General features: G+C 72.8%; 21 protein-coding genes and 1 pseudogene. 15 read left to right on the top strand and 7 right to left on the bottom strand.

Annotated features, from left to right (window positions below; all coding sequences use genetic code 11):
- Positions 1-84: 84 nt before the first annotated feature.
- Genes FB563_RS08565 through FB563_RS08550 form a run of 4 tightly spaced genes read left to right on the top strand, consistent with a single transcriptional unit; the run spans position 85 to position 3,549 of the window.
- Positions 85-1,014 (top strand): ABC transporter ATP-binding protein, encoded by a 930-nt coding sequence (locus FB563_RS08565; RefSeq protein WP_199832871.1) that lies wholly within the window; start codon positions 85-87, stop codon positions 1,012-1,014.
- Entirely contained in the window at positions 1,011-1,742 is a 732-nt protein-coding gene (locus FB563_RS08560; RefSeq protein WP_055707275.1) for an ABC transporter permease, read from the top strand. The genes FB563_RS08565 and FB563_RS08560 overlap by 4 nt, the downstream gene beginning before the upstream one ends.
- Before the next feature lie 5 nt (positions 1,743-1,747).
- Complete coding sequence (locus FB563_RS08555; RefSeq protein ID WP_055707283.1) at positions 1,748-2,938, top strand: sensor histidine kinase; 1,191 nt, start codon at positions 1,748-1,750, stop codon at positions 2,936-2,938.
- The gene (locus FB563_RS08550; protein WP_055707274.1) at positions 2,935-3,549 is read left to right on the top strand and encodes a response regulator transcription factor; all 615 of its coding nucleotides are present in this window, start codon (positions 2,935-2,937) and stop codon (positions 3,547-3,549) included. Before FB563_RS08555 ends, FB563_RS08550 begins: the two co-directional genes overlap by 4 nt.
- Positions 3,550-3,570: 21 nt before the next feature.
- Here the strand turns inward: FB563_RS08550 and FB563_RS08545 are convergent, their stop codons facing one another.
- Complete coding sequence (locus FB563_RS08545) at positions 3,571-4,437, bottom strand: transglutaminase family protein (protein WP_055707273.1); 867 nt, start codon at positions 4,435-4,437, stop codon at positions 3,571-3,573.
- A 356-nt stretch (positions 4,438-4,793) separates the two neighbouring features.
- A pseudogene (locus FB563_RS08540) lies at positions 4,794-5,792 on the bottom strand (GNAT family N-acetyltransferase); the annotation flags it as partial.
- Positions 5,793-5,932: 140 nt separating this feature from the next.
- Between FB563_RS08540 and fdxA the strand changes: the two are divergent.
- Positions 5,933-6,253, top strand: a complete 321-nt coding sequence (gene fdxA / locus FB563_RS08535; protein WP_023546973.1) for a ferredoxin — start codon at positions 5,933-5,935, stop codon at positions 6,251-6,253.
- Positions 6,254-6,379: 126 nt separating this feature from the next.
- On the top strand, positions 6,380-7,477 hold the full coding sequence (locus FB563_RS08530) for a bifunctional succinyldiaminopimelate transaminase/glutamate-prephenate aminotransferase (RefSeq protein ID WP_055707272.1): 1,098 nt from the start codon (positions 6,380-6,382) through the stop codon (positions 7,475-7,477).
- A 55-nt stretch (positions 7,478-7,532) separates the two neighbouring features.
- On the opposite strand, the gene FB563_RS08525 is transcribed toward FB563_RS08530, so the two are convergent.
- Both FB563_RS08525 and FB563_RS08520 read right to left on the bottom strand, forming a co-directional pair.
- Positions 7,533-7,946, bottom strand: a complete 414-nt coding sequence (locus FB563_RS08525; protein WP_055707271.1) for a hypothetical protein — start codon at positions 7,944-7,946, stop codon at positions 7,533-7,535.
- A 288-nt stretch (positions 7,947-8,234) separates the two neighbouring features.
- Complete coding sequence (locus FB563_RS08520) at positions 8,235-9,227, bottom strand: VldE C-terminal domain-containing protein (protein WP_199832870.1); 993 nt, start codon at positions 9,225-9,227, stop codon at positions 8,235-8,237.
- A gap of 97 nt (positions 9,228-9,324) precedes the next feature.
- On the opposite strand from FB563_RS08520, the gene dapE reads away from it, so the two are divergent.
- Both dapE and FB563_RS08510 read left to right on the top strand, forming a co-directional pair.
- Positions 9,325-10,404, top strand: a complete 1,080-nt coding sequence (dapE, locus tag FB563_RS08515) for a succinyl-diaminopimelate desuccinylase (RefSeq protein ID WP_055707270.1) — start codon at positions 9,325-9,327, stop codon at positions 10,402-10,404.
- Positions 10,405-10,530: 126 nt separating this feature from the next.
- Complete coding sequence (locus FB563_RS08510; protein WP_055707269.1) at positions 10,531-11,289, top strand: LOG family protein; 759 nt, start codon at positions 10,531-10,533, stop codon at positions 11,287-11,289.
- A gap of 47 nt (positions 11,290-11,336) precedes the next feature.
- On the opposite strand, the gene folP is transcribed toward FB563_RS08510, so the two are convergent.
- Positions 11,337-12,197, bottom strand: a complete 861-nt coding sequence (gene folP / locus FB563_RS08505; protein WP_055707268.1) for a dihydropteroate synthase — start codon at positions 12,195-12,197, stop codon at positions 11,337-11,339.
- 135 nt (positions 12,198-12,332) lie between these two features.
- Between folP and FB563_RS08500 the strand changes: the two genes are divergently transcribed.
- The 3 genes from FB563_RS08500 to FB563_RS08490 are packed head-to-tail and all read left to right on the top strand — an operon-like array spanning position 12,333 to position 13,928.
- Complete coding sequence (locus FB563_RS08500; protein ID WP_055707267.1) at positions 12,333-12,689, top strand: DivIVA domain-containing protein; 357 nt, start codon at positions 12,333-12,335, stop codon at positions 12,687-12,689.
- On the top strand, positions 12,686-13,276 hold the full coding sequence (locus FB563_RS08495) for a DNA-3-methyladenine glycosylase I (protein ID WP_055707266.1): 591 nt from the start codon (positions 12,686-12,688) through the stop codon (positions 13,274-13,276). Before FB563_RS08500 ends, FB563_RS08495 begins: the two co-directional genes overlap by 4 nt.
- Complete coding sequence (locus FB563_RS08490) at positions 13,269-13,928, top strand: GNAT family protein (protein ID WP_055707265.1); 660 nt, start codon at positions 13,269-13,271, stop codon at positions 13,926-13,928. The genes FB563_RS08495 and FB563_RS08490 overlap by 8 nt, the downstream gene beginning before the upstream one ends.
- Before the next feature lie 27 nt (positions 13,929-13,955).
- Here FB563_RS08490 and chcB read toward each other — a convergent pair whose 3' ends face one another.
- Positions 13,956-14,759 carry a 2-cyclohexenylcarbonyl CoA isomerase gene (chcB, locus tag FB563_RS08485; protein WP_055707264.1) on the bottom strand — a complete coding sequence of 268 codons (804 nt, stop codon included), beginning with the start codon at positions 14,757-14,759 and terminating at the stop codon, positions 13,956-13,958.
- Between the two features lie 62 nt (positions 14,760-14,821).
- On the opposite strand from chcB, the gene FB563_RS42825 reads away from it, so the two are divergent.
- Together FB563_RS42825 and FB563_RS08480 are read left to right on the top strand one after the other, a co-directional pair.
- Positions 14,822-14,986 (top strand): hypothetical protein, encoded by a 165-nt coding sequence (locus tag FB563_RS42825; protein ID WP_159045545.1) that lies wholly within the window; start codon positions 14,822-14,824, stop codon positions 14,984-14,986.
- A gap of 144 nt (positions 14,987-15,130) precedes the next feature.
- Complete coding sequence (locus FB563_RS08480) at positions 15,131-15,298, top strand: DUF3117 domain-containing protein (RefSeq protein WP_018544333.1); 168 nt, start codon at positions 15,131-15,133, stop codon at positions 15,296-15,298.
- 84 nt (positions 15,299-15,382) lie between these two features.
- Here the strand turns inward: FB563_RS08480 and FB563_RS08475 are convergent, their stop codons facing one another.
- The gene (locus tag FB563_RS08475; RefSeq protein ID WP_079048867.1) at positions 15,383-16,081 is read right to left on the bottom strand and encodes an O-methyltransferase; all 699 of its coding nucleotides are present in this window, start codon (positions 16,079-16,081) and stop codon (positions 15,383-15,385) included.
- Between the two features lie 234 nt (positions 16,082-16,315).
- Here FB563_RS08475 and sigE point away from each other — a divergent pair, with 234 nt between their 5' ends.
- Both sigE and FB563_RS08465 read left to right on the top strand, forming a co-directional pair.
- Entirely contained in the window at positions 16,316-17,026 is a 711-nt protein-coding gene (sigE, locus tag FB563_RS08470; protein ID WP_078963521.1) for an RNA polymerase sigma factor SigE, read from the top strand.
- On the top strand, positions 17,023-18,105 hold the full coding sequence (locus FB563_RS08465; protein ID WP_142218569.1) for a zf-HC2 domain-containing protein: 1,083 nt from the start codon (positions 17,023-17,025) through the stop codon (positions 18,103-18,105). Before sigE ends, FB563_RS08465 begins: the two co-directional genes overlap by 4 nt.
- Positions 18,106-18,276 lie beyond the last annotated feature (171 nt).

Here is an 18,276-nt window from a genome sequence, read left to right as displayed (position 1 = left end):
CCCGATCGGCATGACATCTGTCATCCGGCACTCAGGACCCCCGACACTGCCCGGCACCCGGCCCGCGCCGCGAGCATGGGTGCCATGACGACAACTGCGGCACCGGCCACCACCACCCCGGTGGTCGGCTTCGACCAGGTGACCAAGACGTACGGGAGCGTGAAGGCCGTCGACGGGCTCTCGCTCCGGCTGTACCCGGGCGAGACCGTCGCCCTCCTCGGCCCGAACGGGGCCGGCAAGTCCACCACCCTCGACCTGCTCCTCGGCCTCAAGCAGCCCGACGGCGGCGCGGTGCACCTCTTCGGCGGCACCCCGCGCGACGCGATCGTCGCCGGCCGGGTCGGGGCGATGCTGCAGAGCGGCGGGCTGATGGACGAGGTCACCGTCGAGGAACTGGTGAAGCTGGGCTGCTCGCTGCACCCGAAGCCGTACAAGGCCGCGGACGTCATGGCCCGCGCCGGCATCACGCAGATCGCCGACCGCAAGGTCAACAAGCTCTCCGGCGGCCAGGCTCAGCGGGTCCGCTTCGCCCTCGCCACCGCCGGCGACAGCGACCTGATCATCCTGGACGAGCCGACCACCGGCATGGACGTGTCCGCCCGCCAGGCCTTCTGGGCCACCATGCGCGAGCAGGCCGACCAGGGCCGTACGGTCCTGTTCGCCACCCACTACCTCGAAGAGGCCGACGCCATCGCCGACCGGGTCCTGGTGCTGCACCGCGGCCGGCTCCTCGCCGACGGCACCGCCGCCGAGATCAAGGCCAAGGCCGGCGCCCGCCGTGTCTCCTTCGACCTGGAGGGCGAGATCGACGAGGCCGCCCTGCGCGCCCTGCCGTTCCTGACGTCGATCGACGTGTCGGGCCAGACCGTCCGCATCCAGTCGTCCGACGCCGACGCCACCGTGCACGCCCTGTACGGCCTCGGTGTCTACCCCCGCAACCTCGAAGTCGCCGGTCTCGGTCTGGAGCAGGCCTTCGTCGCCATCACGGAGGCCGAGGAGGCCAAGCAGTCATGAACGCCCTGATCAAGCTGGAGCTCACCCGGGCCCTGCGCAACCGCAAGTTCCTCTTCTTCTCGGTGATCTACCCGGCGGTGATCTTCCTGCTCGTCTCCAACCAGACGGGCAACGTCGACGGGACCGGCCTGAGCGTCGCGAAGTACGTCATGGTCTCCATGGCCTCCTTCGGCGCCCTGACCGCCGTCCTGATGGGCAACAGCGAGCGCATCGCCAAGGAGCGGGAGGGCGGCTGGGTACGGCAGCTGCGGCTGACCCCGCTGCCCGGGCGCGGGTACGTCCTCGCCAAGACCGCCAGCGCCGCCGTCGTCAGTCTGCCGTCCATCGTGGTCGTCTTCCTGGTCGCCGCGGCCGTGAAGGACGTACGCCTGGACGCCTGGCAGTGGGCAGCGCTCACCGGGGCGATCTGGGCCGGCAGCCTGGTCTTCGCCGCGCTCGGCGTCGCCATCGGCTACCTCGCCTCCGGGGACGCGGTCCGCCCGATCACGATGATCGTCTACTTCGGTCTGTCGATCCTCGGCGGCCTGTGGATGCCGTCCTCCTCCTTCCCGACCTGGCTGCAGGACATCGCGAAGTGGCTGCCCACGCACGCGTACGCTGCACTGGGGCGGGCCATCGAGCAGAGCCAGGCTCCCCACGCCCAGGACATCGCCATTCTCGTCGCCTTCTTCCTGATCTTCGCGGGCGGCGCGGCCTGGCTGTACCGGAAGGACACGCTGAAGGCGTGAGCGCGATGACGGAAGACCCGCAGGCCTGCGAGCGGCGGCCGGAGCACCAGGTGCGGATCGGCCAGGGGCCGCGCAACCGGCGCGAGCTGATCGTCAAGGTGTTGTGGATCGGCATCTGGCTGGTCTTCCTCAGTGCGCCGGTCAAGGACCTGGCCTCGGGCCGCCACACCCCGGGTGCCACGCTGGCCGGCGGGATCGGCCTCGCCGCCTTCGTCACCGCCTACCTGACGCTGGTCTTCCGGAACATCGGCCGGTCCTTCGCCCCACGGGTCGTCGTCTCCCTGCTCGCGGCCCTCGGGGTCCTCGCCCCGCTGCTGGCGTACACCCTCGGCGGCGCATGGCTCGGTCTGTTCATCTACCTCTCGGTCGCCTGCGGGGCCACCCTGCCGGTCCGGGCCGCGTTCTGGGCGATCCCCGCGGCGACCGCGACGATGTTCCTCGTCGGACTGCGCTGGCACGAGAAGCCGGACGAGAGCCTGCTCCTGGTCCCGTTGATCGGGTTCGCGATGGTCGGCGTCGGTCAACTCGTCCGTACGACGATCGAGTTGCGCAAGGCCAGGGCCACCGTCGCTCAGCTCGCCGCGAACGAGGAGCGACTGCGCCTCGCCCGCGACCTGCACGACCTGCTCGGTCACTCGCTCTCCCTGATCACGCTGAAGAGCGAGCTGGCCGGCCGGATGCTGCCCGACCACCCCGACAAGGCGGCCCAGCAGGTCGCCGACATCGAACAGGTCAGCCGGCAGGCCCTGGTCGACGTACGGGAGGCGGTCACCGGCTACCGGCGACCCAGGCTCGCCGCAGAACTCGCCGGCACCCAGGTCGCCCTGACCGCCGCGGGTGTCAGCGCCGAGGTGCCCGCCGAGCCCGATCTCGGCGGTGTGCCCGAGGAGTCGGAGTCCGCGCTCGCGTGGGCGCTGCGCGAGGCGGTCACCAACGTGGTCCGGCACAGCGGCGCCGACAGGTGTCTGGTCCAGCTCACCCACCGTCAGTCCCTCGACGGCGCCATGCTCGAACTCTCCGTCGAGGACAACGGATCCGGTGGCTCCGGCGGCGGCCCCGGCAACGGTCTGACCGGCCTCACCGAGCGGCTGGAGAAGGCCGGCGGCTCCCTGGAGGCGGGCCGGATCAAGCACGGGTTCCGGCTGGTCGCCCGCGTCCCCGCGGCCTCTTCGGGGGACGTAGGATCCGGGGCATGACGAGCACGATCAAGCTTCTCCTGGCCGAGGACCAGTCGATGGTCCGCGAGGCCCTGGCCGCGCTGCTCGGCCTGGAGGAGGACATCGAGGTCGTCGCCCAGGTCGCGCGCGGTGACCAGGTGCTGGCCGCCGTCGGCGCGCACGGAGTGGACGTGGCGCTGCTCGACATCGAGATGCCCGGCTGCACGGGCATCGAGGCGGCCGCCCAGGTCCACCGGGAGTTTCCGCAGGTCAAGCTGGTCGTCCTGACGACTTTCGGGCGCCCCGGGTATCTGCGCAGCGCCATGGAGGCGGGCGCCGACGCCTTCCTCGTCAAGGACGCCCCGGCCGCCCAGCTCGCCGAGGCGATCCGCAAGGTGCTGTCCGGTGAGCGGGTCATCGACCCCACGCTCGCCGCCGCCGCGCTCGCCGAGGGCGCCAATCCGCTCACCGACCGCGAACGCGAGGTCCTCCGCGCGGCCGCCGACGGCTCCACCAACGCCGAGCTGGCCGAGACCCTCCACCTCTCCCAGGGCACGGTCCGCAACTACCTCTCCACGGCCATCCAGAAGCTGGCGGTACGGAACCGGGCGGAGGCGGTGCGGACGGCGCGGGAGAAGGGGTGGTTGTGACCGGGCCGGCCGCCCGGCCTCTCAGTTGAGCATGGCCCGCGCGGTGTGGGCCTGCTGCCGTACCTTCCGCGCGGCCGACTCGTCCACCACCTCGATCAAGTCGGCGTAATACTCCAGCTCTTCCGCACCGGAGGAGAACTCCCCGCGCTGCACCAGGAGTTGGCCCTTCTCGTAGCGAAGGCGCGCCGGATGCGCGGGTACCAGCAGCGCCAGCTCCACGGCCCACAGCGCCACGTCCGACCGTTCCGGCCGGGCCGCTGCCCACGCGCGGATGTTGTTCAGGATCCGCTGGACGACCTCCAGCGGCGCGGCAGGCTCCAGCATGGAGGGTTCCAGCGGTGCCCCCGTGGCCCCCACCACGAGCATCTGAGCGTCGGTCCCGGTCAGCACCCGCCCGCCGTCGAACGGATCGGCCAGCACCTGCTCCTCGGCCGGGCCGAAGCCCACCACGAAGTGCCCCGGCAGCGCGACGCCGTACACCGGAGCCCCCGCCCGCCGCGCGACCTCCAGCCACACCACCGACAGCAGGATCGGCAGCCCGCGCCGCCGCCGCAGCACCTCGTGCAGCAGGGAGGACTCCAGCCGGTCGTAGTCGGCCGGGGTGCCGTGGAAGTCGTACCGGCCGCCGAGCAGCCGCCGTACGGCCTCCGCCCATGCGTGCGGCCCGCCCGGCCGGTACGGCAGCTCGCCCGCGAGCCGGTCCAGCTCCAGCTGCGCGGCGTCGATCCCGGCCTCGTCCAGCGAACCGTCCGCCTCGGCGCCGATCAGCAGGCACAGCGCCGACAGATCCGGCCGCTCGGACCGTGCCTCCTCGGCGAACCTGCGGCGCAACTCGGCCGACCGCTCCGGCGGGGGCGGGTACGGCGGCGGCAGATACGGGTGACGCATGCCAGGCTCATGCCCTTCCACGGGCGGTTCTACGACCCGACCGGACCGGAATCGTCCGCCTCTTCGCCTCCGTCCCGGCCGACTCCCGGGTCCTGGCGGCCGACGGTCTCGGCGATGTGGCTCCAGCGGCCCACCGCGCTCGCGCCCGGGCCTGTGGTCCGGCCGAGGCCTTGGGCTGCTTGGGCATGGCCTTCGGCCTGGCGGTCGGTGGGTGGGGTGGCGTGGCTTCGCCCGCCCGGTGTGCCCGTGGCCGTGTCGCGGTCGGCCGGCGGCTGGATGCCGGCGGGTGCTTTCGTCGGCCGGCCGCGGTGCCGGTCCGTGGAGCCGCCCGTCTCCTCCTGCTGCTCCTCCGGCGTCGCCGCGTCCGGTTCCCGGTAGTGGTGGTACGTGAAGTGCGGCGTGAAGTCCAGTGCGGTGTACAACGCGCGGGCCCCCTCGTTGTCCGTCTCGACCTGCAGCCAGGCCGCCGACGCGCCCTCGTCCAGCGCCCGCCGGGCCAGCGCGGCCATCACCTCGGTGGCGAGGCCCTGCCGGCGCCGCCCGGGATCCACCTCGACCGCCGCGAACCCGGCCCACCGCCCGTCCACGACACACCGCCCGATCGCCGCCGGCGCCTCGCCCCCGGCACCGGGCACGGTCGCGAACCACACCGACGGACCCCCACCGAGCACCCGCAGGGCCACCTCGCTCACCCCCTTGCGCCGGTACCGGGCGAGCCACGCCTCGTCCGCCTGCCGGGACAGCGCCACACCGGTGCCCTCGGCCCGGTCGGCGACCGGCGCCAGGGCGCCGGTCCACACCTCGGCGGTCACCTCCCGCACCCAGCCGCGCCGCTCCAGCTCCGCGCACAGCAGCTCCTGCGTGCCCTCGGCACCCGTGGCCGTCTGGACGTAGGCGGGCAGGCCACGCTCGCCGTACCAGCGTCGTACGGCGGCAAGGGCCGCGTCGAGGGGCAGGCCGGGGTCGCCGAGCGGGAGCACGCTGTTGGCCCGCCGGGTGAACCCGCCGGACGCCCGCAGCTCCCACTCGCCGAGCCGCTCGGTCTCCAGCGGCCGCCAGCCGCGCGAGCAGACCCGAGCGAGCTCCTCGTACGAGGCGGCGGGCCCCCGGCGGCGCGCCGGGGCGGCCGGTACCACCTTGCCCGCGACCAGCGCGGACTCGGCGATCCGGACGCTCCGCCCGTCCCGCCGTGTGATCATGAGCACGCCACCGTCCCATGATGTGAGAACACCCACCGTGTCGGTGAACTTCTCCTGCGCCGCGCCGGGTTCGCTCAACCGCCGTACGGAGACACGTTTCCCCACGTCAGCAGGGGTGATGCGGACTTCCAGACGTCCTGCAGCCGAGATTTCCACTGGTCAGTTCACCCCTCCTGTTCGGATCATGCCCCGGAACGGAGATACTAGGGGCGGGCATCGACGACGCCGCGCTCCCGCGCGCCAGGCGGCGGAGCCTGAGGAGGCCCGCCAGCGCCCTATCGAGGAGGAACGACAGCGTGACCTACGTCATCGCGCAGCCTTGTGTCGACGTCAAGGACAAGGCGTGCATCGAGGAGTGCCCGGTCGACTGCATTTACGAGGGCTCCCGGTCCTTGTACATCCACCCGGACGAATGCGTCGACTGTGGTGCCTGTGAGCCGGTCTGCCCGGTCGAGGCGATCTTCTACGAGGACGACGTCCCGGAGGAGTGGAAGGACTACTACAAGGCGAACGTCGAGTTCTTCGACGAGCTCGGCTCTCCCGGCGGCGCCAGCAAGCTGGGGCTGATCGAGCGCGACCACCCGTTCGTCGCCGCGCTGCCGCCGCAGGGCGAGTGACCGTCTGAGCGCCAAGCGGCCCGCACACCGCCGCGCCGCCTCGGTCCCGTACGGCCCGATCGCCCAGATCGCCGCCGTGCGGGACCGAGGCGTTTGCCGCACCGTACGAAAGAGAGCCTGATTCCCGTGTCCGCAGTCTCCGACCGGCTCCCCACCTTCCCCTGGGACAAGCTGGAGCCGTACAAGAAGACGGCCGCCGCGCACCCCGACGGGATCGTCGACCTCTCCGTGGGCACCCCGGTCGACCCGGTGCCCGAACCGATCCAGAAGGCCCTGATCGACGCGGCCGACTCCCCGGGCTACCCGACCGTCTGGGGCACCCCGGCGCTGCGCGACGCGATCACCGGCTGGCTGGAGCGCCGACTGGGCGCCCGAGGTGTCACCCACCGCCATGTCCTGCCGGTCGTCGGCTCCAAGGAACTGGTCGCGTGGCTGCCGACCCAGCTGGGCCTCGGCCCCGGCGACAAGGTGGCCTACCCGCGCCTCGCCTACCCCACCTACGAGGTCGGCGCCCGCCTCGCCCGCGCCGAGTACGAGGTCTACGACGACCCGCGCGACCTGGACCCGGCGGGCCTGAAGCTCCTGTGGCTGAACTCGCCGTCGAACCCGACGGGCAAGGTGCTGTCGAAGCAGGAACTGACGGACATCGTGGCCTGGGCCCGCGAGCACGGTGTGCTGCTGTTCTCCGACGAGTGCTACCTGGAACTGGGCTGGGAGGCCGACCCGGTCTCGGTCCTGCACCCGGACGTCAACGGCGGCTCCTACGACGGCATCGTGGCCGTCCACTCCCTGTCCAAGCGCTCCAACCTGGCCGGCTACCGCGCGGCCTTCATCGCCGGCGACCCGGCCGTCCTGGGCCCGCTGCTGGAGATCCGCAAGCACGGCGGCATGATGACCCCGGCGCCGACCCAGGCGGCCGTGGTGGCGGCGCTCGGCGACGACGAGCACGTCCGCGTCCAGCGTGAGCGCTACGCCGCCCGCCGCGAGGCCCTGCGGGCCGCCCTGCTGGGCCACGGCTTCCGCATCGAACACAGCGAGGCGAGCCTGTACCTGTGGGCCACGAGGGACGAGTCCTGCTGGCGGACGGTCGCCCACCTGGCCGACCGCGGCATTCTCGTCGCCCCCGGCGACTTCTACGGCGAGGCGGGCGAGAAGTTCGTACGCGTCGCCCTGACGGCGACGGACGAACGCGTCCAGGCAGCGGTGAAGCGCCTGACGGCATAAGACGAACGGGGTCCAGGGAACTCCCTGGACCCCGTCACCGGTCAGAACCGGGCGCTCAGCCGAGCGACGGCAGCCCCTGCACCGGCAGGTTCGGCACGCCGGTCTTCGAGGCGTTGGACGCGGCGCCCCCGAGGGCCTGCCCCGCCGCCCCGGCGGCACCGCCCGCGGCCTGCTGCGCCACCGGCGCCGTCTTCTTCAGGGCACCGCCCGTGGCCTTGCCCGCGGCCGGCACCGTCTGCTCGACCGCCTTGCCGCCCGTGTGGCCTGCCAGGGAGGTGACGTTCTGCGCGGCACCGTCGACGGTGCTGCCGGCGTGTGCCGTGTCCAGAGCGGACAGGCCACCCACGTTCGGGGTCGCCGGCAGGCTCGTGGCCGCACCGGCGGAGCCGGCCGCACCGACCCCGGCTGCCGCTCCCGCTGCGACGAGCAGCGCGGCACGGGCGATCCGGCGGGTCAGAGGGAGGGACATGATGCTCCATTCGACGGGAGAGAACGGTGTCTGTGTCCGGGTCCGTGTCGTGGCCCGGACGCCGTGACTACCGCTCGAAGCCCGTGAAGGTTGCGGACGCCCCAGGTAAAGAATGGATAACGCATCGCATTATCAGGTGTGGATAAAAACGGGCAAAGAACATCCGCCCAAAACCCGCGCAGAATCCTTACAGCCCTGGTTTTCCAAGGAATCCCCGAGACGGCACGCGTCCCGTCCGAACCGCCGCCCGGACCGGCGCCGTACAACCCCTCGGGGTGATCTCCCGTACTACTGTCCGGTCTCGATCCGGACGACCCCCAGCGCCGCGCCCGCGCCGCCGGACCCGCCGGAAGCGGCCGCCTTCCACTGCCCGCCGCCGCTGCCCGCGGCCCACTCCCGGCCCGCGTACGACACCCGCTGGATGTGCAGCGCCGAGGAGTTGGCCACGGCCCACTGCGCCAGCTGCCAGCCCCGCTGCCGCTCGCCGCGCCCGATCGTGTCCACCTTCGTGCCCTGCGGCACCGGCACGGTCACGGTCCGCCCCTGCGCGGTCGCGGTCACGCTCGGCGAGGGAGAGGGCGACGGCACGGGCGTACCGCCCACCTCCGCACCGGTCTCCTGCAGCGCGTCCCGCCCGAAGTCCCGTACCAACGCGGCCCGTACGGCGTCCGGACCCGTCGCCGAGGCCGTGGTCGCCGGGCGTCCGTCGCAGGTCAGCGTGGCCGCCGCGCGCCCGGTCAGCGCCGCCGCCAGCAGCTGTGCGTCCGGCTCGTGCTTGGCGTAGGCCTCCGGATAGCCGCTGCGCTGGACCTCCTGGGCCGCCTCGGTCAGCGGCAGACCGGTGTAGTGCGGCACCTTGGCCAGGTGCGCGTAGAAGATGCCCGCCGCGTACGCCGGGTCCATGATCTGCTGCTCGGTGCCCCAGCCCTGCGAGGGCCGCTGCTGGAACAGGCCCAGCGAGTCCCGGTCGCCGTGCTCGACGTTGCGCAGCCCCGACTCCTGCAGGGCGGTCGCCAGCGCGATCGTCACCGCGCGCTCGGGCATCCCGCGCCCGGTGCCGACGGCCGCGATCGTCGCCGCGTTCACCGCCTGCTCCGGGGTGAACTCGTACGACGTTCCGTCACCCTCGGCCGACACCACCTTGCAGCCGCGCGCTCCGCCGCCTCCGGTGACGTACTGCACCACGAGGTACGCGGCGACGCCGCACAGGACCAACAGGGCCGCGCCGAAACGGAAGAGGCGGCCGCGGCGTTTGGGACGGGTGGGGGACGGCTCTGGCACGCGTACAAGGTACTGGAGGCCCGCCGGGGCCTCACGTGGGGTCGTCCGGACAGCGCTTACCCCAGGCCCAGGAGGGTGGCGCGCTAGGGTCGACGCCATGGCCGACACCTCGCTTGACCTCACGCTCGACGCCGCCGCACTCACCGCACAGCTCGTGGACTTCCCCTCCGAGAGCGGCACCGAGAAGCCGCTCGCGGACGCGATCGAGACCGCCCTGCGCGCCCTGCCGCACCTGACGGTCGACCGCTACGGCAACAACGTGATCGCCCGTACGAACCTGGGCCGCGCCGAGCGCGTGATCCTGGCCGGCCACATCGACACGGTCCCGATCGCGGACAACGTGCCCTCGCGCCTGGACGAGGACGGCGTGCTGTGGGGCTGCGGCACCTGCGACATGAAGTCGGGCGTCGCGGTGCAGCTGCGCATCGCGGCCACGGTCCCCGCTCCCAACCGCGACCTCACCTTCGTCTTCTACGACAACGAGGAGGTCGCCGCCGAACTGAACGGCCTCAGGCACGTGGCCATGGCCCACCCGGAGTGGCTGGAGGGCGACTTCGCGGTCCTGCTGGAGCCGTCCGACGGCGAGGTCGAGGGCGGCTGCCAGGGCACCCTGCGGGTGCTGCTGAGGACGACGGGCGAGCGGGCCCACTCGGCGCGCTCCTGGATGGGCTCCAACGCCATCCACGCGGCGTCCCCGATCCTGGCCCGGCTGGCCGCCTACGAGCCCCGCTACCCCGTGATCGACGGCCTGGAGTACCGCGAGGGCCTGAACGCGGTGGGCATCAGCGGCGGGGTCGCCGGCAACGTCATCCCCGACGAGTGCGTGGTGACGGTCAACTTCCGCTACGCCCCCGACCGCACCGAGGAGGAGGCGATCGCGCACGTCCGCGAGGTGTTCGCGGACTGCGGCGTGGCGGAGTTCGTGGTCGACGACCACAGCGGCGGCGCGCTGCCCGGCCTCTCCCACCCGGCCGCCGCGGCCTTCATCGAGGCGGTGGGCGGCACGCCCCGCCCCAAGTACGGCTGGACGGACGTCTCCCGCTTCTCCGCGCTCGGCATCCCGGCCGTCAACTACGGCCCGGGCAACCCGCACTTGGCCCACAAGCGCGACGAGCGGGTGGAGACGGCGAAGATCCTGGCGGGCGAGGAGCGCCTGCGGAACTGGCTCACCGCGTAGGCCGCCGCGCGGGACGGCACGCGTCGCCCGTACGGCGCACGCGTGCCGGACATACGTATGTCCCCCCTCCGTAACCGGTGTGGATCTACGCTGAGGTGGAACCACCCCCGAGCGGAGGGAGCGCACATGCCTACCGGCAACCCCGAGGGGAAGAAGATCCCGCCGGACGAGCAGCGGCTGGGACCGGTCCTCCGCCGCCGAGGACAGGTGACGGCGAGTACGACGGACCAGCGGCTGCTGGACGCCGGTGGCCCCTCGGACTGGGTCCACACCGACCCCTGGCGCGTGCTGCGCATCCAGTCGGAGTTCATCGAGGGCTTCGGCACACTGGCCGAACTCCCGCCCGCCATCAGTGTGTTCGGCTCGGCACGTACGCCGGTGGACTCGCCGGAGTACGACGCCGGGGTGCGGCTCGGCCGGGGCCTGGTGGAGGCGGGCTGGGCCGTGATCACGGGCGGCGGGCCGGGCGCGATGGAGGCGGCCAACAGGGGCGCCTGCGAGGCGGGCGGCGTCTCGGTCGGCCTCGGCATCGAGCTGCCCTTCGAGCAGGGCCTGAACCCCTACGTCGACATCGGCCTGAACTTCCGCTACTTCTTCGTCCGCAAGATGATGTTCGTGAAGTACGCGCAGGGTTTCGTGGTCCTGCCCGGCGGGCTCGGCACCCTCGACGAACTCTTCGAGGCGCTGACCCTGGTCCAGACCCAGAAGGTCACCCGCTTCCCGATCGTCCTCTTCGGCAGCGAGTACTGGGGCGGCCTGGTGTCCTGGCTGAAGAACACCCTGGTGGCCCAGGGGAAGGCGGCGGAGAAGGACCTGCTTCTGTTCCACGTCACGGACGACGTGGAGGAGGCGGTGGCCCTGGTGTCGAAGGAGGCGGGCCGCTAGCGCGGGCCTCCGACCGAAGGGACCAGGGGACACGCGACCCCTGGTCCCTAGGCCAGACCCCGGCGAGCCACCGCAGGGACCCGGTGGCCGGCGATGGACGCGACCATCTCCAGGACCTGGCGGGTCTCGGCCACTTCGTGCACCCGGTACACCTGCGCCCCCAGCCACGCGGACACCGCGGTCGTCGCCAACGTACCGATCAACCGCTCCTTCACCGGCCGGTCCAGCGTCTCACCCACGAAGTCCTTGTTGGACAGCGACACCAGCACCGGCCACCCCGTGGCGACCATCTCGTCCAGCCGCCGCGTCGCCTCCAGACTGTGCCGCGTGTTCTTCCCGAAGTCGTGCCCGGGATCGATCAGCACCGACTCCCGCGGCACGCCGAGCGCGACCGCCCGCTCGGCCAGACCCACCGTGACGTCCAGGATGTCGGCCATGACGTCGTCGTACGTCACCCGGTGCGGACGCGTACGCGGCTGCACACCCCCCGCGTGCGTGCACACCAGCCCCACGCCGTACCGCGCGGCGACCTCCGCGAGCCCCGGGTCGACGCCACCCCACGCGTCGTTCAGCAGATCCGCCCCCGCCTCGCACACCGCCTCGCCGACCTCGGCCCGCCAGGTGTCCACGCTGATGATCACGTCCGGGAAGCGCCGCCGTACCTCGGCCACGAAACCGACCGTCCGCCGCGCCTCCTCCTCGGCCGTGACCTCCTCGCCCGGCCCGGCCTTCACCCCGCCGATGTCCACGATCGCCGCACCCTCGGCCACCGCCTGCTCCACGCGCGCGAGAGCCGGCTCGTCGCGGAACGTGGCCCCCTGGTCGTAGAAGGAGTCCGGAGTCCGGTTGACGATCGCCATGACCACCGGCTCATGGGGCCCGAATTCCCGCCTGCCCAGCCTGAGCATCCGCTGTGACCTCTCCTAGTACGTCCCGCAGCACAACCGCCTGTGACCCTAACTGTCAGACTCGCATGGCACGATCGGAGCCAGACAGATTCAGCGTCCGGCACAGGCCGGCACGGAGCGTGGGGACCCCTGGCGATGGTGATGTTCTTGTTCCTGGTCGTCGCGCTGGCCGTCGTGGTCGCCGCGGTGACCCTCGCCGTGGTGGGCGGCGGCGGGAGCGGCCCGCTCCCTGAGGTGGCACCGGAGCGGCTGCAGGACCCGCTGCCCCCGGACCGCCCGGTGAACCGCGCGGACGTGGACAGCCTGCGCTTCCCCCTGGCCCCGCGCGGCTACCGCATGGCGGATGTCGACGACGCCCTCGGCCGGCTCGGCGCCGAGCTCGCCGAGCGGGACGCCCGTATCGCCGACCTGGAGTCGGCGCTGGCCGGCGCCAGAGCCGCGGCGGCACACGTCCACCTGGAGAAGCCCGAGCGACCGGAGGACCCGCGATGAGCGACGGCGCCGCGCTCGCCGGGCCCGACGGCGCCCTGCGCTGCCCCTGGGCGCTGTCCACCGACGACTACGTGGCGTACCACGACGAGGAGTGGGGCCGCCCGGTCCACGGCGACGACGCCCTCTTCGAGCGGATCAGCCTGGAGGCCTTCCAGTCGGGCCTGTCCTGGATCACGATCCTGCGCCGCCGCGAGGGCTTCCGCGCGGCCTTCGCCGGCTTCCGCATCGAGAAGGTCGCCGCGTTCACCGACGAGGACCGCGAGCGCCTGCTGGCGGATCCCGGCATCATCCGCAACCGCGCCAAGGTCGACGCCACGCTCGCCAACGCGCGCGTGCTGGCCGACTGGGCGGAAGGCGAGCTGGACGAGCTGATCTGGTCCCACGCCCCCGACCCGGCCGGCCGCCCGGCCCCGAAGACCCTCGCCGACGTCCCGGCCGTGACCCCGGAGTCCACGGCCCTGTCCAAGGCCCTGAAGAAACGCGGCCTCAGATTCGTCGGCCCGACGACCGCCTACGCGTTGATGCAGGCCTGCGGCCTGGTCGACGACCACCTGGAGACGTGCGTGGCGCGAGGCGCCGGTGCCTGACCCGACGTCCCCGTCCCCGACCCTGGCCGACATCCTGGACGCGGCGGCCCGGGGGCGCTTCCCGGCTCCCGACGGCGGCACGACCGTGGTGCCGCAGCCGAGCCGTCGCGACGCCGGAGTGATCGCGTTCACCGCGCACTCCGTGGTCTTCACGGACGAGGACCCCCAGTGGGTGCGCAGCACGCTCGCGTCCCTCGACTGCGACGCGCTGGCGGCGGCGATGAACCCCCGCTTCCTGGCCGCGTTCCTGGCCCGCACGGGCCGGTCGACCGACACCATTGATCTGCTCACCGTGGCGGGCTCCCTGCCCGGCGACCCCCCGCTGGAGCTGCGTGAGATCGCCGACCCGGACCATCCGCGCGTGCACAGCGCGCGCGAGCGCCGGGACGAGGTGCGCGTCTGGGCGACGGACGGGGGAGTGGTCGTCCTCGGACGGGGCGTGGCGGGCCGCTGGGAGACGGCCGTCGAGGTGGACGAGGACGTACGGCACCGGGGGCTGGGCCGGGCCCTGGCCACGGCCGCCCGGCACCTCGTGCCCCCGGGGCAGTGGGTCTGGTCGCAGCAGGCCGCGGGCAACGCCCGCAGTGTCCGCGCCTTCCAGGCGGCCGGCTACCGCCCGGTGGGCGCGGAGGCACTGCTCATCGCGCGGTAGCACCGGCCCACGGGGCCCGCCCAGGCTCTAGCGGCCCAGGTACTTCGGCCTCTCCTTGTTCACGAACGCCTGCACGGCGATCGCGTGGTCCTCGGACCGGCCGGCCCGGCCCTGCAGCTCGTCCTCCTTTTCCAGGGTCTCGGCGAGGGAGTGCGTGAGGCCGTAGGCCACCGCCTCCTTGAGGGCCGCGTACGCCACCGTCGGGCCCTCGGCCAGCGCCCGCGCCGTCTTCTCGGCCTCGGCGCGCAGCTCGGCCGCGGGGACGACCCGGTTGGCGATGCCCAGTTCCAGCGCGTCCTGGGCGCTGATGCTGCGCGGGAAGAGCAGCAGGTCGGCGGCGCGGCTCGGGCCGATCACCCGGGGCAGGGTCCAGGAGATCCCGGAGTCGGCGGTCAGGGCGACGCCCGCGAAGGAGGTGTTGAAGGCGGCCGTGTCGGCGACCAGCCGGTAGTCCGCGGCGAGCGCGAAGCCGAAGCCGGCCCCTGCCGCGACGCCGTTCACCGCGGCGACCACCGGCTTGGGCGCCCCGGCGAGGGCCCGCACGATCGGGTTGTAGTGCTCCTTGACCGTGCTCATCGTCTGCCCGGACCCGGTCTCGCGGTCCGATGCGAGCAGCCCGATGTGCTCCTTGAGGTCCTGGCCGACGCAGAACGCCCGGTCCCCGGCCGCGGTCAGCAGGATCGCCCGTACGGCCGTGTCCCCGGCCGCGGATTCCGCCGCCTCCCGGAGGGCGACCTTGGTCGCGATGTTCAGCGCGTTCATCGCCTCGGGGCGGTTCAGCGTGATCGTCGCGAGTCCGTCGCTCACCTCGTAGAGCACGGTGTCGGCCATGGCGCATCCCCTCCGGTTAGCGGGTGACGTACCGCTCAGTACGTCCGTGTATGAAGCACAGCATGGCGGAGATCGCCGCCCAAGGGCCGGACCGGACATGTGACCTGCATCAAAGAAAAAAAGAGCGGAGCCGGCCGGCGGATGTCCGTGCGGCGGTGCAGTATCGCAGCCACATCGCCGAATTGGGTGGTTTTGCTCGCGCGCGTTGCCCAAGCGATGCCGACTGATGTTGGTCATCGGGTCCTGCGATGCGGGATAATGGCTGGGAAGCAATGTGTTCGATGCCGGTGTCGCGTGTCCGTTTCGGAGTCGCGGATGCCCTCCCAGGGCTCTCGGCAGACGATGAGCTGGTTTCAGGAAGGGGAACGAGCATGGCGGCCATGAAGCCGCGGACGGGTGATGGCCCGCTCGAGGTGACCAAGGAGGGGCGGGGCATCGTCATGCGCGTTCCGCTCGAAGGCGGCGGTCGACTCGTCGTCGAGCTGACCCCTGACGAGGCCGAGGCGCTCGGCGACGCCCTCAAGAAGGTCGTCGTCTGACGTCCCAGCGATCCTGTCCTTCGGACTGCCCCGGCATCGTACGCGGTGCCGGGGCAGTCGCGTATCCGTCCCGCGGCGGGCCGGTCACCGCTTGACGGCGCACAGCAGCCCGTCGCCCACCGGCAGCAGTGAAGGGACGAGCTCCTGGCTCTCGCGCACCGCGCGCAGCAGCTCCCGCAGCCGCAGCACTTCGGTGGGCTGCGGCCCCGAGTCCACCGTACGGCCGTTGGCGAAGACGCCCTCGAAGACCACCAGGCCGCCCGGCCGCAGCAGACGCAACGATTCAGCTAGGTAGTCCAGGTACTCCAGCCGGTCGCCGTCACAGAAGACGAGGTCGTAGCCGGCGTCCGCGAGGCGGGGCAGCACGTCCAGGGCGCGGCCGGGGATGAAGCGGGCCCGGTTGCTGGCGAAGCCGCAGGCGCGGAAGGCCTGGCGGGCGAACTGCTGGTGCTCCGGCTCCGGGTCGACCGTGGTGAGCACCCCGTCCGGGCGCATGCCGTGCAGCAGATGGATTCCGGACACCCCGCAGCCCGTGCCGATCTCCGCGACCGCCTTCGCGTCCACGGAGGCGGCGAGCAGTCGCAGCGCGGCGCCGGTGCTGGGCGACACCGAGCGCAGCCCGGCGTCGCGGGCCCGGTCGCGGGCCCACCGCAGCGCGTCGTCCTCGGCGACAAAGGCGTCGGCGAACGCCCAGCTCGTCTGCCGGTTGCCGGTAATGACCCTCTCCTGTCCCCGTGGTTGCCTGGGCGTGACTGTATCCGTTGGTGGCGGGAACCCGCAGATGGGACCGGGCGTTTATAGGGATGAGACGGTGGCCGGCGACGCGACGGGGGGCGAGAGGTGGATCAGACCGCCGAGCAACTGCTGACGCAGCCGCACGAGCCGTATCAGCGAGTATCAAATTCTCGTAAAACCGCTTATCCGGAGCTAACGGGCGAGGTGGCTATGGTAGGGGCTCCACTGGACACCACCAGAGCCGACAGGGGAGGTGCGGCTGCGCCCGAGGATCGGGGTGGAGTGCTGCGGCGCTTCCTCGGGTCGGCGGGCAGGCCGAAATCCGTGACCGACACCGCTGCTGACCACCACGCCGGTCTCGCCGCAGGCGAGGCCCAGACCGCGACCTTCTCCACCGACGCGGACGGGCAGGCGTGGACTCCGCCCACGTGGGAGGAGATCGTCAGCACGCACAGCGGCCGGGTGTACCGGCTCGCCTACCGCCTGACGGGCAATCAGCACGACGCCGAGGACCTCACCCAGGAGGTCTTCGTCCGCGTCTTCCGCTCCCTGTCGACATACTCGCCGGGCACCTTCGAGGGCTGGCTGCACCGCATCACCACCAACCTGTTCCTGGACATGGTCCGGCGCAAGCAGCGCATCCGCTTCGACGCACTCGGCGAGGACGCGGCCGAGCGCCTGGCCAGCCGCGAGCCCACCCCGCAGCAGCTCTTCAACGACGCGCACTTCGACGCCGACGTCCAGCAGGCCCTGGACACCCTCGCGCCCGAGTTCCGCGCCGCCGTCGTCCTGTGCGACATCGAGGGCCTGTCGTACGAGGAGATCGCCGCGACCCTCGGCGTGAAGCTCGGCACGGTCCGCTCCCGTATCCACCGTGGCCGCTCCCAGCTCCGCAAGGCGCTCGCGCACCGGTCCCCGGAGGCGCGCGCGGCCGAGCGGCGCACCTTCCTGGCCCGTGTCCCCGCTCTGGGGGGAGGGGGCGCGACCGCGTGAGTGGATCCCGGCCCAAACCTGCGGAGGCACACCTCGCAGAGCAGCACCTGGGAGACCGGCTCTCCGCCCTGGTGGACGGAGAGCTCGGTCATGAGTCGCGTGAGCGGGTCCTCGCGCACCTGGCCACCTGCGCCCGGTGCAAGGCGGAGGCGGATGCCCAGCGCCGGCTGAAGAGCGTGTTCGCGGAGGCGGCCCCGCCGCCTCCCTCGGCGAGCCTCCTGGCCCGCCTGCAGGGCCTGCCCGGAGGAGGTGACCTGGACGGCGACGGCATGTCGCCGCCCGGGGGACTCTTCGGCCGCGGCTCGGACGACGACGACACCCCAGGGGCGACGGGAGCAGCCGGCGGCTCGGGCGCCTCCGGCGTCTTCGGGGTCTTCGGAGTGAGGCGCGGCGAGCGCTTCGCGTTCGGATACGTCCCGGCCCGTCCGCACGGCCCCGCGCATCCGGCCGGCCCCGTCCCCGCCGCCGAGGAGCGCGGCTTCCGTATCCATCCCGTCGGCCGCCCGGACGACGGCCGCTCCGCCTCGCGCGGCCTGCGGTTCGCGGTCGCCGCCGCGGGCGCGGTGTCGCTGGCCGCGGTCGCCCTGGGCGGCGTCACCACCGCCATCCCCGGTGACACCACCGCGGACGCTCGCGGCGGCTCCGGCGCCGGCAGCAATGTGGTCCCGGCGCGCTCGGCGGGCACCGGCGTGGGCTCGGGGGCGGCCACCCCCGACAGTCAGCGCCGCCGCTCGAAGGCACCGCTGTTCGCCCAGGGCGGTACCCAGCTCGGACCGACGCCGGCCGTTCCGACCTCGATGGCCGCGCCGCTGGTGCCCGGGCTGCCGGCCCCCGGCACCGGCCAGGCCCAGGGCGCCGACGCCGTGAGCGGCCTGACCGCGCCGGTGATGGCCGGTGCGGCCGCGGTCTCCCCGCTGATACGTCCGCTCGACGACACCGTGGTCTATCCGCTCGCCGCCTGGTCGAGAGTTCCCGGAACGCCCGGCTCCGGCCTGCTGCCCGCCCCGCTCCCCGCCCCCGCCCTCAGCACCACCCCCGCCCCCACCGCGTCCCCCACCACTCCCCGCCGGACCCCCTGACCGGCCCCTTCGCCACGGCCCGCGAACCTGGTTGAATCCGGTGAGGGCCGTTCCCGCGGCGTTGACCCGGGGGCGCAGTCGACGTTCCGCGGCCGCCGCCGACGCGTGCGGCCGCGGCCAGCCGTGGGGAGAGCATGAACAAGGGCAACCGTGTCCCACCGGAGTCCGGCC

The sequence above is a fragment of the Streptomyces puniciscabiei genome, assembly GCF_006715785.1.
Lineage (GTDB): Bacteria > Actinomycetota > Actinomycetes > Streptomycetales > Streptomycetaceae > Streptomyces > Streptomyces puniciscabiei.
The sequence above is the reverse complement of the archived record's forward strand: the minus strand, read 5'-3'. Positions and strand labels throughout refer to the sequence as shown.